The sequence below is a fragment of the Streptomyces sp. LS-MS-L19 genome (genome assembly GCF_058382285.1).
In genome coordinates, this window is sequence record NZ_JBYCLL010000001.1 from 2,897,789 (window position 1) to 2,910,655 (window position 12,867).

Annotated in this window: 12 protein-coding genes and 1 pseudogene; 4 read left to right on the plus strand and 9 right to left on the minus strand. The window is 72.1% G+C overall.

Annotated features, from left to right (window positions below):
- Positions 1-17 precede the first annotated feature (17 nt).
- From AC2XR2_RS12740 to AC2XR2_RS12750, 3 genes are all read right to left on the minus strand, one after another.
- Positions 18-839, minus strand: coding sequence for a helix-turn-helix domain-containing protein (locus tag AC2XR2_RS12740; protein ID WP_491515089.1), 822 nt, complete (start codon positions 837-839; stop codon positions 18-20).
- Positions 840-883: 44 nt separating this feature from the next.
- Positions 884-1,462 carry a Uma2 family endonuclease gene (locus tag AC2XR2_RS12745; RefSeq protein WP_491515090.1) on the minus strand — a complete coding sequence of 193 codons (579 nt, stop codon included), beginning with the start codon at positions 1,460-1,462 and terminating at the stop codon, positions 884-886.
- A 112-nt stretch (positions 1,463-1,574) separates the two neighbouring features.
- Complete coding sequence (locus AC2XR2_RS12750) at positions 1,575-2,993, minus strand: RNB domain-containing ribonuclease (RefSeq protein ID WP_491515091.1); 1,419 nt, start codon at positions 2,991-2,993, stop codon at positions 1,575-1,577.
- A 63-nt stretch (positions 2,994-3,056) separates the two neighbouring features.
- On the opposite strand from AC2XR2_RS12750, the gene yaaA reads away from it, so the two are divergent.
- Positions 3,057-3,839: a peroxide stress protein YaaA gene (gene yaaA, locus AC2XR2_RS12755; protein WP_491515092.1), complete on the plus strand. Its 783-nt coding sequence runs from the start codon at positions 3,057-3,059 to the stop codon at positions 3,837-3,839.
- Positions 3,840-3,901: 62 nt separating this feature from the next.
- Positions 3,902-4,540, plus strand: coding sequence for a bifunctional 4-hydroxy-2-oxoglutarate aldolase/2-dehydro-3-deoxy-phosphogluconate aldolase (eda, locus tag AC2XR2_RS12760; protein WP_491515093.1), 639 nt, complete (start codon positions 3,902-3,904; stop codon positions 4,538-4,540).
- On the opposite strand, the gene AC2XR2_RS12765 is transcribed toward eda, so the two are convergent.
- From AC2XR2_RS12765 to AC2XR2_RS12775, 3 genes are read right to left on the minus strand one after another with little or no spacing between them, the layout of a single operon-like run.
- Complete coding sequence (locus AC2XR2_RS12765; protein ID WP_491515094.1) at positions 4,523-5,653, minus strand: bifunctional RNase H/acid phosphatase; 1,131 nt, start codon at positions 5,651-5,653, stop codon at positions 4,523-4,525. The genes eda and AC2XR2_RS12765 overlap by 18 nt on opposite strands.
- 12 nt (positions 5,654-5,665) lie before the next feature.
- Positions 5,666-6,409, minus strand: coding sequence for a zinc ribbon domain-containing protein (locus tag AC2XR2_RS12770; RefSeq protein ID WP_449351633.1), 744 nt, complete (start codon positions 6,407-6,409; stop codon positions 5,666-5,668).
- Positions 6,406-7,245, minus strand: a complete 840-nt coding sequence (locus tag AC2XR2_RS12775; RefSeq protein WP_330267320.1) for a Nif3-like dinuclear metal center hexameric protein — start codon at positions 7,243-7,245, stop codon at positions 6,406-6,408. The genes AC2XR2_RS12770 and AC2XR2_RS12775 overlap by 4 nt, the downstream gene beginning before the upstream one ends.
- Before the next feature lie 575 nt (positions 7,246-7,820).
- Between AC2XR2_RS12775 and AC2XR2_RS12780 the strand changes: the two are divergent.
- A pseudogene (locus AC2XR2_RS12780) lies at positions 7,821-9,005 on the plus strand (hypothetical protein); the annotation flags it as partial.
- A gap of 519 nt (positions 9,006-9,524) precedes the next feature.
- Positions 9,525-9,677 (plus strand): hypothetical protein, encoded by a 153-nt coding sequence (locus tag AC2XR2_RS12785; RefSeq protein WP_330267318.1) that lies wholly within the window; start codon positions 9,525-9,527, stop codon positions 9,675-9,677.
- Positions 9,678-9,732: 55 nt separating this feature from the next.
- On the opposite strand, the gene AC2XR2_RS12790 is transcribed toward AC2XR2_RS12785, so the two are convergent.
- From AC2XR2_RS12790 to AC2XR2_RS12800, 3 genes are read right to left on the minus strand one after another with little or no spacing between them, the layout of a single operon-like run.
- Positions 9,733-10,677 (minus strand): 3-oxoacyl-ACP reductase, encoded by a 945-nt coding sequence (locus tag AC2XR2_RS12790; protein WP_449351593.1) that lies wholly within the window; start codon positions 10,675-10,677, stop codon positions 9,733-9,735.
- Between the two features lie 11 nt (positions 10,678-10,688).
- Entirely contained in the window at positions 10,689-11,765 is a 1,077-nt protein-coding gene (locus tag AC2XR2_RS12795) for a Zn-dependent alcohol dehydrogenase (RefSeq protein ID WP_491515095.1), read from the minus strand.
- Between the two features lie 54 nt (positions 11,766-11,819).
- Positions 11,820-12,689 (minus strand): MaoC/PaaZ C-terminal domain-containing protein, encoded by an 870-nt coding sequence (locus tag AC2XR2_RS12800; protein ID WP_381298955.1) that lies wholly within the window; start codon positions 12,687-12,689, stop codon positions 11,820-11,822.
- Between the last annotated feature and the right edge of the window lie 178 nt (positions 12,690-12,867).

Genomic DNA, 12,867 nt, shown 5'->3' on the forward strand with positions numbered 1-12,867 from the left:
GGACATCGTCGGCGCGCTCAGCGGCTCGCGTCTTGAACGCTGTTGCGGTACGCCGCCGGGGTCACCCCCAGCACCCTGCGGAACCAGCGCGTCAGGTGGGCCTGGTCCGCGAAGCCCACCAGAGCCGCCACTTCCGAGGGGCGCAGGCCCGACTCCAGCAGGCACCGCGCCCGGTTCACCCGGTACTGGGCCAGCCAGGCGTACGGCGGTATCCCCATCGCCGTACGGAAGGCACGGAGGAGTTGGTAGCGGGACATGCCCAGGTCGCGGGCGAGGTCGGCGAGGGAAGGGGGTGCCAGCAACTCGTCGGCCAAGCGGTCGCGGACCAGGCGGGCGACCGCGTCCGCGCCCGGGATCACGCAGTCCGCGATGCGGGCCGTGGAGTGGCGGCAGGACAGAGCCGTCAGGAGCCATGGGAGGCGGGACTCCGTCTCCAACGGGTCGGGGCAGGCGCTGAGTTCGGTGTGGGCGAGGCGGAGGGCTGCGGCGAGTTCGGGGTCGTCTATCAGGGGGTCGCGGAAGTGCGGGAGGCCTATGGAGCCGTCCTGGAGGAGTGGGACGTCCGCGTACAGGGCGCGGTATGCGTATCCGTCCGTCGCTGTCCCCGGGCCGCCCGTGTGCATCTCCCCGGGTGCCAGGACGACGATCGATCCCGGGCCCGTGCGGATGTGGCCGCCCCGGTAGTCGATGATCTCTGAGCCGCCCACGCACACGCCGATCGTGTACTCGTCATGGGCGTGCGGGGCGTAGACGTGCTTGTCGAAGCGGGCGGTCAGGAGGTCCAGGGGCGGGCCGCCCCGGCCCAGCCGTGCCCTTGTCCACAGCGCCTGCTCCGCCATCGCCGCCCCCTGTCCGTCCGACTCAGGGTGCAACGCCGTCGTACTCAGAGAAAGTCCGCGGTCTCCAGGTCGAAGGAGAACGGGGCGGGGAGAGCGATCGGCTTGCCGAAGGAACGGGTGCAATGTTCCCGGTAGTCGTCCTCCTCGGGGGCGCTGAACAGGGTGACCGACGAGGCCTCGCGGTCTACGAGGAGGTAGAGCGGGATGCCGCCGCGGGCGTAGCAACGGCGCTTCGCCTCGCGGTCTGCCGCCGGTTTGGTCGACGTCACCTCAAGGACCATGGCGACTCCGTCGCAGGGCATCCAGGAGTCGGCGCTGCCGAAGAGGTCGAGGTCAAGTGGGGCGAGCGTGACGTCCGGGACCGCGTAGTTTTTCGGACAGGCCTGGCCGCTCTTGAGTTTGAGGCCCTTGTTCCCGGAAAAGTCCATCTCGGTGCGCGAACGCTTGATCACCTGCCGGACGATCCGGCTGATGTACTTCTCGTGCTCCCCGTCCGGCGGCGGCGTCACAACGATCTCCCCCTCGATCAGTTCAGCCCGGAAACCCTCCGGGGTGTCGAGGGCCAGGAAGATCTCCAGCAGTCCCTCAGCCGGCGTGAGCGGCTCATGGGCCACGGCACTCATGTCACGCCCCTCCTTCTGTCGCTCACCAGGCTGGGACATCGAAGATCACCTGTCCGTGAGATCGGGAACCGTTCCCTCGATCGTGGCACACCACCAGTGCCTCGACACGCGATCAAACAGGCGCGAAGCGCACCTTCGTCGTCCCCGGGGCGGACGCCACGACCCTCACCCTGAGCCGCTCCCCCGGCGACAACCCGTCCCCGTCGATCCGCCCGATCACCGCCGGTTCTACCAACTGCACGGTCCCCACAGCGGGTTGGCGCTCCTCCACCTCTACCACGCAGCCCTCGAACTCCTCCCCCACCCGGTCCTTCAGCACCGCCGCCTCGACGATGTCGACGCACTCCCGCTCGGCTTTCCCCGCGAGCCGGCCGCCCTCGGCCATCTCGCGGGGCAGCGCCTCGAAGGCCCCGAGCACCCAGTCCGGTACGGCCTTGCCGGCCACCGCCGCCAGGCAGATCTCCGAGGCGTAGCGGTCGACCAGTCGCCGCAGTGGGGCCGTGCAGTGGGCGTAGGGGGCGGCCACCGCCGCGTGCGTGGTGATGTCCGGCAGGACTCCGTCGCGGAACACCGTGTAGCCCGCGCCCCGCAACAGGGTCGTGCACTCCTGGAGGAAGGCCGCGTGCGACGGGACCCCGGGGTCCAGGGAGCGGACCAGCGCCGCGTACGACACATGGTGCGGCCAGTCGATGTGCAGGGCCTCGGCGGTACGGCGCAAGCGGCCCACCGCGCCGTCCGGGGCGGCCGGGAGCGTGCGGAGCACCCCCGTGCCGTACGTCAGCATCAGGTCCGCCGCCGCCATCCCCGTGAGCAGGGAGATCTGGGCGTTCCACCCATCCGCGGGCACCCCGGCCCGGTACGTCAGCTCGTACGTGCCGTCCCGCTCGACGATCTCCTGCTCCGGCACCCGCAGCGAGATCCCGCCCCGCTCGACCTCCAGCCGTTCCCGCAGCTCGCCGACCTCCTTCAGCAGAAGGACCGGCTCCTCCGCCGTGCCGGAGTCGATCGCCCGCTGCACCCCCTCGTAGTCCAGCTTGGCCCGGCTGCGGACCATCGCGCGGCGGACCTCGGCGGCGGTCGTACGGCCTTCCGCGTCCAGGTCGATCGTCCACAGGGCGGCCGGGCGGACCTGGTCCGGGAGCAGGCTCGCGGCGCCCTCGCTCAACACCGGGGGATGGAGCGGAACACGCAGGTCCGGGAAGTACAGGGTCATCACCCGCCGGTGCGTCTCCGCGTCCAGCGCAGACCCGGGGACGACGAAGGCCGCCACGTCGGCGATCGCGTACCGGACCCGGTAGCCGGACCCGTGCCGCGAGAGGTGCATCGCCTGGTCGAGGTCCATCGAACCGGGCGGATCGATGGTGAAGAGGGGGATGTCCGTCGCGTCCACGTGCGGCCCGGACACCGGGGCCCGCTCGGCCTCGGCCAGAACCGCCGGCGGGAAGTCCGACGGCACTCCGAGTTCGGTGCGCAGGGCGGCGAAGGCGGCACGTAGCGGGTCGTCGGTCACGCGTATGCGGCGGCGGGGCATACAGCGAGGGTAAGCAGATCGGGCCCCGTACGCTGTCCGGAGCTCAACAGAAGGAGATCCTCCGTGCTGGTCCTGCTGCCTCCCTCCGAAGGCAAGGCGTCCTCCGGTCGTGGCGCCCCGCTGAAGCTGGAGTCGCTGTCGCTGCCCGGGCTCAACGAGAGCCGGGAAGCCGTCCTCGACGCCCTCGTCGAGCTGTGCGCCGGGGACGAGGAGAAGGCACGGGAGGTCCTCGGGCTGAGCGAGGGGCTGCGCGGCGAGGTCGCGAAGAACGTCGGGCTCCGGACCGCCGGAGCGCGGCCTGCCGGTGAGATCTACACAGGAGTGCTTTACGACGCCCTCGACCTGGCTTCTCTGGACGCTGCGGCGAAGAGGCGCGCGGGGCGTTCCCTTCTCGTGTTCTCGGGGCTTTGGGGAGCGGTCCGGGTGACCGACCGGATTCCGTCGTACCGCTGCTCGATGGGGGTCAAACTGCCGGGGCTCGGGGCGCTGGGCACGCACTGGCGGGCTCCGATGGCCTCCGTGCTCGCCGAGGCCGCCGGGAACGGGCTCGTGCTCGACCTGCGGTCCTCCGCGTATGCCGCCGCGTGGAAGCCGAAGGGGGAGGTCGCGGGGCGGACCGCGACCGTGCGGGTGCTGCACGCGCCGACCCGGAAGGTCGTCAGCCACTTCAACAAGGCGACGAAGGGGCGGATGGTGCGGAGCCTGCTGTCGGCGGGGGTCGCGCCGAAGGGGCCGGCTGAACTGGTGGAGGCGCTGCGCGACCTCGGGTACGTGGTGGAGGCGGAGGCGCCGTCGAAGGCGGGTCAGGCGTGGGCCCTGGATGTGCTGGTGGACGAGATTCACTGAGCTGCGTTGCACAGCATGCAATGACCTTTGCGTAGGGTGCAGCACTTGGTCATGATGACGTCATGGCCTCCTCCCCGCATGCCTCGTTGCTCGACCTCGCCCCCGTCGTCCCCGTCGTCGTCCTGGATCACGTCTCCGACGCCGTACCGCTCGCCCGCGCCCTGGTCGCCGGTGGGCTCCCCGTGATCGAGGTGACCCTGCGGACGCCCGTCGCGCTCGACGCGATCCGGGTGATCGCCGGGGAGGTGCCGGACGCGGTGGTGGGGGCCGGGACCGTCATCACGCCCGCGCAGGTGGAGGAGTCGGTGGCGGCCGGCGCGCGCTTCCTCGTCAGCCCGGGCTGGACGGACGTACTCCTTGAGGCGATGCGGGGGGCCGGGGTGCCGTACCTGCCGGGGGTGTCGACCACGTCGGAGGTGGTGGCGCTGCTGGAGCGGGGGGTCACGGAGATGAAGTTCTTCCCGGCGGAGGCGGCCGGGGGGACGGCGTACCTGAAGTCGCTCTCCGGGCCGTTGCCGCAGGCGCGGTTCTGTCCGACGGGAGGGATCGGGGTCGGGAACGCCCCCGACTATCTGTCCCTGCCCAACGTCGGCTGCGTGGGCGGGACTTGGATGCTTCCGGCAGATGCGATCGCCGCGCGGGACTGGGAGCGGGTCGAGAAGCTCGCCCGGGAGGCGTCCCGGCTACGGCCGCAGGTGTGACGTGTCGTTGAGGAGCCGTACGCTCGCGTTGCCGTCGGCGTAGTACGCGACCGCGGAGATCGAGGCCGCCGAGAGTTCCATGCGGAACAGGGACTCCGGCGGGGCGCCCAGGGCGAGGCGCACGAACGTCTTGATCGGGGTGACGTGGGTGACCAGCAGGACCGTGCGGCCCGCGTACGCCGCGACGAGCTTGTCCCTGGTCGCGGCGATCCTCGTCGCCGTGGCCGCGAAGCTCTCGCCGCCGCCGGTGGGTTCGGCCTCGGGGTCCGCCAGCCACTTGGTCAGGTCGTCGGGGTAGCGCTCGCGCACCTCGCCGAAGGTGAGGCCCTCCCAGGCGCCGAAGTCGGTCTCGATGAGGCCGTCCTCGACGGTGACCTCGATGCCGAGCCGCTCGGCGACGGCGGCGGCGGTCTGGCGGGTACGGGTCAGGGGCGAGGCCAGGATGTGCTGGATCGTGCCGCGCCTGGCCAGCGCTTCGGCGGCCCGCTCGGCCTGCTCGCGGCCGATGTCAGAGAGGGAGGGGTCCGTACCGCCGCTCCCCGAGAACCGCTTCTGGGGAGTCAGCGGGGTCTCGCCGTGCCGCAGGAGCACGAAGGTGGCCGGCGCGCCCATGTCGGCCGGGGCCCAACCGGGGCTTGCCACGGCCTTGGCCGCCCGTACGTCGGCCTTGGCGTCGGCGTCCGACAGCTTCCGTACCGAACTCGCCGAACCCTCGGAGTCCATCGCCTCGTTCGCCAATCGGTCCGCCCGCTTGTTCTGCTCGCGCGGGATCCACTCGTAGGTGACCTGCCCCGGCGGGAACACCCGGCCCGCCTCCAGCGCCAGCGGCTTCATGTCCGGGTGCTTGATCTTCCAGCGGCCCGACATCTGTTCCACGACGAGCTTGGAGTCCATGCGGACGTGGACGCGGGCCGAGGGGTCGAGGTCGTGCGCGGCGCGCAGACCGGCCAACAGCCCCCGGTACTCGGCGACGTTGTTGGTCACGACGCCGAGGTACTCGTACGTCTCGACCAGCGTCTCCCCCGTCGCCGCGTCCAGCACCACGGAGCCGTACCCGGCGGGACCCGGGTTGCCCCGTGAGCCGCCGTCCGCCTCGACGATGAACTCCCGCACCTCCGGTGCCCCTTACAGGCCGGAGTCGGACGTGCGCACCAGGATGCGGCGGCAGTTCTCGCAGCGCACCACGGTGTCGGGCGCGGCCGCGCGGACCTCGTTGAAGTCCGTGATGGCGAGCTCCTGGCGGCAGCCCTGGCAGGTGCGCTGGTACAGCTTGGCCGCACCGATGCCGCCCTGCTGCTCGCGGAGCTTGTCGTAGAGCTTGAGGAGGTCGGCGGGGATGACGGCCGCGATGACCTCGCGCTCCTTGGTCACCGAGGCGATCTCGCCATCCAGTGTCTCGAAGGCCGCGTCGCGGCGGGCCGTCGCGTCGTCGATCTTCGACTGGACGGAGGAGACGCGCTCGGTGAGCTCGGCGACCCGCTCCTGCGCGGACTCGCGGCGCTCCATGACCTCCAGGACGATGTCCTCCAGGTCGCCCTGGCGCTTGGCGAGGGAGGCGATCTCGCGCTGGAGGTTCTCGAGGTCCTTCGGGGAGGTCACGGCACCGGAGTCGAGGCGCTGCTGGTCGCGGTTGGCGCGCTGGCGCACCTGGTCCACGTCCTGCTCGGCCTTGGTCTGCTCGCGGGCGGTGTCGCTCTCCTCGGTCTGCGCGGCGACGAGCAGGTCGCGCAGCTGGGTGGCGTCCTTGGTGAGCGCCTCGATCTCGGCGTGCTCGGGCAGCGACCGGCGCTTGTGGGCCAGTTGCTGGAGGCGGACGTCGAGGGCCTGGACGTCGAGGAGTCGGATCTGGTCGGCGGGCGCGGCGTTCAGTTGGGGGCTCCAGGTGAAGGGGAGTGGCTGGTCCAGGGGTCGGTGACCGTCTTGGAGACGTGCACGCGCAGGTCCCAGCCGTGGCGGTCGGAGATCTCGTCGAGCTGGGCGGCGGCCAGCTCGCACCAGGGCCACTCGGTGGCCCAGTGCGCCGCGTCGAGCAGCGCGAGAGGACTGTGGGCGACCGCCTCGGACACCGGGTGGTGGCGCAGGTCGGCGGTGAGGAAGGCATCGACGCCGGCCGCGCGGACCTGGTCGAAGAGGCTGTCGCCGGAGCCGCCGCTGACGGCGACCGTGCGGACGAGCGCCTCGGGGTCGCCGGCCACGCGGATGCCCTGCGCGGTGGCGGGGAGCCGTGCGGCGGCCCGTGCGGCGAGTTCGCGGACGGTCGTCGGGGGGTCCAGCTCGCACACCCGGCCCAGGCCGCGGCGCCCTTCCGGGTCCGTCGGGTCCGGCACCAGCGGTCGTACGACCCGGAGGTCGAGCGCGCCCGCGAGGGCGTCCGAGACGCCCGGGTCGGCGGTGTCCGCGTTGGTGTGGGCCACGTGCAGTGCGATGTCGTTCTTGATGAGGGTGTGGACGACCCGGCCCTTGAAGTGGCTCGCGGCGACCGTGGTCGTGCCGCGCAGGTAGAGGGGGTGGTGGGTGACCAGCAGGTCGGCGCCCAGCTTCACCGCCTCGTCGACGATCTCCTGGACCGGGTCCACGGCGAAGAGGACCCGCGCGACCTCCTGGTCGGGGTCGCCCACGACGGTGCCGACCGCGTCCCAGGACTCGGCCCGCTCGGCGGGCCACAGGTTCTCCAGCGCGGCGATGACTTCAGACAGACGGGGCACGGGGAAAAGGCTACCTGCCTGGTCCACCCCCTTGAACCCGAGCGGCCCCAGGCCGTCCCGCTCAGCACAGTCGCCCCGTTTTCCTCAGGCGAATCGTTCCTGGGCCACCCCTTTGTGTGAAGCGGAAGCCCGCCCGTCCCACGCCTGTGCGTGCGAAAACTACTTTCGAGGCCGGAGGTGATCAGACGATGACGGCCTGTGCCATCGAGCCCACGACCTCGGACGAGGACGAGTGCGAGAACGGAGACGGGGAGAGCCCGCGGACGGAATACGTGATCGCTGAGGACGGGGAGACCGGGGAGACGCCGGGGGCGGAGTCCGGGGACGCGGGGGGCTGGGTGGTTCCGGGCGCGGAGTACGGGGACGCCGGGGATCGCGTGGCGCCGGGGGCGGGGTATGGGGACGCGGGGGGCGGGGTGGCTCTGGGGGCGGAGACGGGGGACGCCGGGATTCGCGTGGCTCTGCCGGTGGAGTACGGGGACGCCGCCGGGGATGGGGTGGTTCCGGGGGTGGAGTACCGGGGCGCGGGGGACGGGGTGGCTCCGGTGTCGGAGACGGGGGACGCCGGGGACCGCATGGCACTGCCGGTGGAGTACGGGGACGCCGGGGACCGAGTGGGGCTGCCGATCGAGTACGGGGACGGGGTGGCTTCGCGGAGGGGTGGTGTGCCGGCCGGGGGCGAGGGGGGTTCGCGGGCCGGGTGTGTGATCACCGTCGATGGTTCCTATGCGGCTCGGCTCGCTCTGGACGGTGACTGCTGGTTCCCGGAGCGGTGGACCCTGGACGGTCCCGAGCCCTACGCGGTGCCGCTGCCCGGCCGCCAGCCCGAGGAGCCCGGCACCGAAGTGCACCCGATGGGCGACGGACGGGTCCTGATCAGGCGGTTCGCGGACGGGCGGCACAACTTCTCGCTGCTCTACCCGACCGGGCCCGAGACCGGCGAGCTGCCGCTCGGCGCCGTCGAGTGCCCCGACCCGGGGACGGTCCTGCGGCTGCTGCCGCCGGCGCCCGGTGGTGAGAAGGCGTACGCCCTCGCCGTGGGCCGGCGCTCCAGTGCCGTGTGGCTGGTGGCGGGCGGTGCCTTCGGACCGGAGCACCTTGCGGAGATCCCGGGGCGCTGCTCGGGTGGGGTGTGGCTGGACCGGGCGGGGCGGATGCTGGCCCTTGACCGCGAGGTGGGCGGGCGGACCAAGACGATCGTGGTGGACCTGGAGCGGGGCGGCGAGGTCTCCCCCCTGCTCCAGATCGCCGACGCCAGCGACGACCGGCTGCTGCTCGCCGCCCCGGACAGCGGGCTGCTGCTGATCTCCTCGGACGCGCCGTCGCCGGGGCGGCCGCGGCTGGGCTGGGGGGTGCTGGGCAGCACGCTGCCGGTGCGCTTCCCGGAGTGCCTGCGGGTGCCCGACTGCGCGGTGACGCCGTTCGCGATCCAGCCGGGGCAGGTCCTGATGCCGGAGAGCTGCGGGGTGGCGCTGCGCATCGACGGCCCGATGGGCAGCTGGGTGGGCGTGTGGCGCCCCGCGGCCCGACAGGTGCAGCATCTCCCGGCGCCCGAGGGATGGTTGACCGGTGCCGGCCTGTGGACCGAGGCGGGTGAACTGCTCCTGCCGTACGCCACGGAGGGGGCACCGTGCGGGGTGACACGGTGGGCGGCGGCCGGACCCCTCTCGGGGGAGACCGGGCCGAGGGGTGAGGACGCGAGGTCCGTGGGTGGGGAGGTCGAGTCTGTCGACGACGGGGAGTCGGGGCCCGTAGGCGGGAACGCGGGGTCTACCGATGGGGAGTTCGGGTCCCTCCGCAGGCAGACCGGACCCCTCGGCGGGGACGCCGGGTCCTTCCGCGGGGGCGCCGGATCCGTCGGCGGAGACCTGGGTGCCTTCGGCCCGGGCACCGGTTCTGTCGGCGGGGAGTTCGGGTCCCTCCGCGGGCAGGCCGGGTCCGCCAGCTGGGAGTCGGGACCCGTCGGCGGGGAGGCCGGGCCTCTTACCGGCGCCCCCGGACCCTTCACCGGGGAAGCGCAGGGTCAGGGGGATGCGGGGGCCGGGGAAACCGGAACGGGGGACGCGGTCCGGGAAGATCCCTACGGGACCCGCTCGGTCTCCGAACCGGCGCCTCCGGCACCCGTCGCACCGCGGCCTGTGCCCTTGCAGCAAGCCCCGTTGGGCAATCTTGTAACGAAGTAGTGCCGGTTGGTCAGGCCGCCTGGATTCGCCCCGTGGTGTGCCGGTTAAACTCGCCCCGCTGTAAGAAAGATCATGTTGACGGGGTGAATTACTTCCATGAGCGACGCCAGCACGAACCAGTCGACTGCCGACGTCCAGGAGCCCACGGGCCACGGCAAGCACCGCGGCCCGGTCTCGGTCCAGGACAGCGAGACGGCCCCGCGCGGCCGGCACCGCAAGTCGGTCGAGCAGACCGAGGTCGCGGCCTGACGGCGGACGACGACACACGGCCCGCTCCTCTCACGGGGAGCGGGCCGTTGCGTGTCTACTCCCGTTTCAGCCCCAGCACTTCGGCCGCAGCGAACGTCTCTCCCGCCGGCCGGCGCGCATAGTGCGGAGTGAGCAGCGCGTCCAGCTCGTCGTACGTGAAGGTGTCCTGCTTGCTGTCGAACTTGGCCTGCACCCGCGGTCGTTCGACGACGACGACCATCCCTCCGTGTACGACGAGCAGCTGGCCGTTGACGCGCTCGGCGGCCGGTGACGCCAAGTAGCCGACGAGCGGGGCGACATGCTCCGGAGCGAGCGGGTCGAGTCCCGACTCCGGCTGCTCGAAGCCCGCTCCCGAGAAGACGTCCTCGGTCATCCGGGTGCGGGCGCGCGGGCAGATGGCGTTGGCGGTGACGCCGTACTTGGCGAGCGCGAGGGCCGTCGACGTGGTGAGTCCGACGATCCCCCCTTTTGCGGCCGCGTAGTTGGGCTGTCCGGCGGACCCGGCGAGGAACGCCTCCGAGGAGGTGTTGACGATACGGCCGTACACCGGCGCGCCCGCCGCCTTGGACCGTTCGCGCCAGTGCGCCGCCGCGAACCGGGTGGTGTTGAAGTGGCCCTTGAGGTGGACCCGGATCACCGCGTCCCACTCGCCCTCGGTCATGGAGAAGACCATGCGGTCGCGCAGGATGCCCGCGTTGTTCACGAGGATGTCGAGCTTGCCGAACTCCGCGATCGCCAACTCGACCAGTTCCCCGGCCTGTTGGTGGTCGGCGACGTCCCCGGTGTGGGCGCGGGCCAGCCCTCCCGCGGCCCGGATCTCCTCGGCGACCTGCTCGGCGGGGCCCGCGGAGGCCTCGCCCGAGCCGTCCCGGCCGGGCTGTCCGTAGTCGTTGACGACCACGGCCGCGCCGAGCCGCGCCAGCTCCAGTGCCTCGGCCCGGCCCAGGCCCCGGCCGGCGCCTGTGACGACGGCCGACAGTCCCTCAAGTGGCAGCGACATCAGCGGGGTCCTCAGATCTCGATGCACGTGCGGAGCGAGGTCCCGGTCCGCATCTGGTCCAGTGCCTCGTTGATCTCGCTGAGCGGCACCCGGTGGGTGATCAGGCCGTCCAGGTCGACGCGGCCGGCCCGCCACAGGGCGATGGTCCGCTCGTAGGAGCCCAGGACGTCCCCGCCGCCGTACATGGACGGCAGGATGCGCTTCTCGTCGAAGAACAGCTCGAACATGTTGAGCTGGAGGAAGTCGTCCATGGCGCCCGCGCCGACGATCACGAGGGTGCCGCCGCGGCGGGTGGTCTCGTAGGCCGTGCGGGCGGTCGCCGACCTGCCGACGACCTCGAAGACGTAGTCGAAGCCCTCACCGGCGGTGATCTGCTGTTTGGCGTCGGCGAGTTCGTCCGGGGAGACGGCCCGGGTGGCGCCGAACCTCAGGGCGGCCTCCCGGCGGGAGGCGACCGGGTCGACGGCGACGATCTCGGCGGCACCCTTGAGGCGGGCCCCCTGGATCGCGGAGATGCCGACGCCCCCGCAGCCGATGACGGCGACCGACGAACCGGCCTCCACGTCCGCGGTGTTGAGCGCGGCCCCGAGTCCGGTGGTGACCCCGCAGCCGATCAGGGCCGCTATGTCGAAGGGCACGTCGTCGGGGATCGGCACCGCGCAGCCCGCGTCGACGACGACCTCCTCGGCGAAGGTGCCGGTGCCGGCGAAGCCGAAGACATCGCCGCCGGGGCGCCGGAAGTTGGGGGTGCCCGCGTTCATGAACCCGGCCAGGCACAGCTCGGTCTGCCCGCGCTTGCAGGCGGGACAGACACCGCAGGCGGGCAGCCAGCAGACGACGACCCGGTCGCCGGGCTTCAAGTGGCTGACACCTTCTCCGACTTCGACGATCTCTCCCGCGCCCTCGTGGCCGGGCACGAAGGGCGCCGGCTGTGGCAGCACCCCGCCCATCGCGGACAGGTCCGAGTGGCACAGGCCGGTGGCCCGGACCCGGATCCGCACCCTGCCGGGCCCGAAGCCCACCGCCTCGACGTCGTCGTGGACCTCGAGTTTTTCCTGGCCGATCTCGTGCAGTACGGCTGCGCGCATGGTGCGGCTCCCCTCGTACGGCGTGCTGGTTCAGGAGTGTTCCGGAGCGTGTGCTCAGGCGTGTTCGACGACGGTGTCGGCGAGGACGGGTGCGTCGTCGCGTTCTACTGCGCTGACGGCGACCCTGGTGGACCCCGGTGCCCCCTCCGGCCGGTGCCACATCCGGATCCGCAGGGTCTCCCCCGGGTAGACGACCCCGGCGAACCGGGTGGCGTAGGACGTGACCCGGGTGACGTCCCCGCCGAGCAGTGTGTCGACGACCGCCTTGAGCGTGATGCCGTAGGTGCACAGCCCGTGCAGGATGGGCCGTTCGAACCCGGCGACCTTGGCGAACTCCGGGTCGGCGTGCAGTGGGTTCCAGTCGCCGGAGAGGCGGTAGAGCAGGGCCTGGTCCTCGCGGATCGGGCGCTCGACGGTCCGGTCGGGCTCACCGGTCGGGGGCTCCAGTCGGGCCGAGGGGCCCCGGTCGCCGCCCCAGCCGCCCTCTCCGCGGACGAAGATCTGGGCGTCGTTGGTCCACAACGGGCCTTCGGCGTCCGCGACTTCGGTCCGCAGGACGAGGACGGCCGCCTTGCCCTTGTCGTAGACCGCGGCGATCCGGTTGGTGGCGGTGGCGGTGCCCGTCGCCGGGAGGGGCCGGTGGATGACGAGGCTCTGACCGCCGTGCAGGACGCGGGCGAGGTCGACCTCGATGCCCGGCATGGACAGACCGCTGATCACCCCGGGCGAACCGGACCCCGCGACGGTGGCGAAGCTCGGCAGGACGTGCAGCCGGGATTCGAGGGTGTAGCGGAGCTCGTCGGGGTCGGTGGCGGGGATGCCCGCGCCGATCCCCAGGTGGTAGAGCTGGACGTCCTTCGAGGTCCAGGAGATCTCGCCGGTCCGGGGCTCGGCGGCGAGGGCTGTGGCGGCATCGATGGGCATACGGCTCCTGACAGCGACGGATCCAAGACCCCGGTACGGCCGTCCGCACCGTCGGCCGCACCGAGGTCGTCACGGGCCGATCTAGAACGCGTTCCAGTCCGGCGCCCTCTGTATAGCCGAGCCCACCGCACTTGTGAAGGCTCCTGACGGAGTGTCAGGTCGGTGGTTGCTCCCGGCT

Excerpts from the sequence above, each read along its gene's own strand:
- AC2XR2_RS12740 (WP_491515089.1), bottom strand. The coding sequence starts at position 839 with ATGGCGGAGCAGGCGCTGTGGACAAGGGCACGGCTGGGCCGGGGCGGC.
- AC2XR2_RS12745 (WP_491515090.1), bottom strand. The coding sequence starts at position 1,462 with ATGAGTGCCGTGGCCCATGAGCCGCTCACGCCGGCTGAGGGACTGCTG.
- AC2XR2_RS12750 (WP_491515091.1), bottom strand. The coding sequence starts at position 2,993 with ATGCCCCGCCGCCGCATACGCGTGACCGACGACCCGCTACGTGCCGCC.
- eda (WP_491515093.1), top strand. The coding sequence starts at position 3,902 with ATGGCCTCCTCCCCGCATGCCTCGTTGCTCGACCTCGCCCCCGTCGTC.
- AC2XR2_RS12785 (WP_330267318.1), top strand. The coding sequence starts at position 9,525 with ATGAGCGACGCCAGCACGAACCAGTCGACTGCCGACGTCCAGGAGCCC.
- AC2XR2_RS12790 (WP_449351593.1), bottom strand. The coding sequence starts at position 10,677 with ATGTCGCTGCCACTTGAGGGACTGTCGGCCGTCGTCACAGGCGCCGGC.
- AC2XR2_RS12795 (WP_491515095.1), bottom strand. The coding sequence starts at position 11,765 with ATGCGCGCAGCCGTACTGCACGAGATCGGCCAGGAAAAACTCGAGGTC.
- AC2XR2_RS12800 (WP_381298955.1), bottom strand. The coding sequence starts at position 12,689 with ATGCCCATCGATGCCGCCACAGCCCTCGCCGCCGAGCCCCGGACCGGC.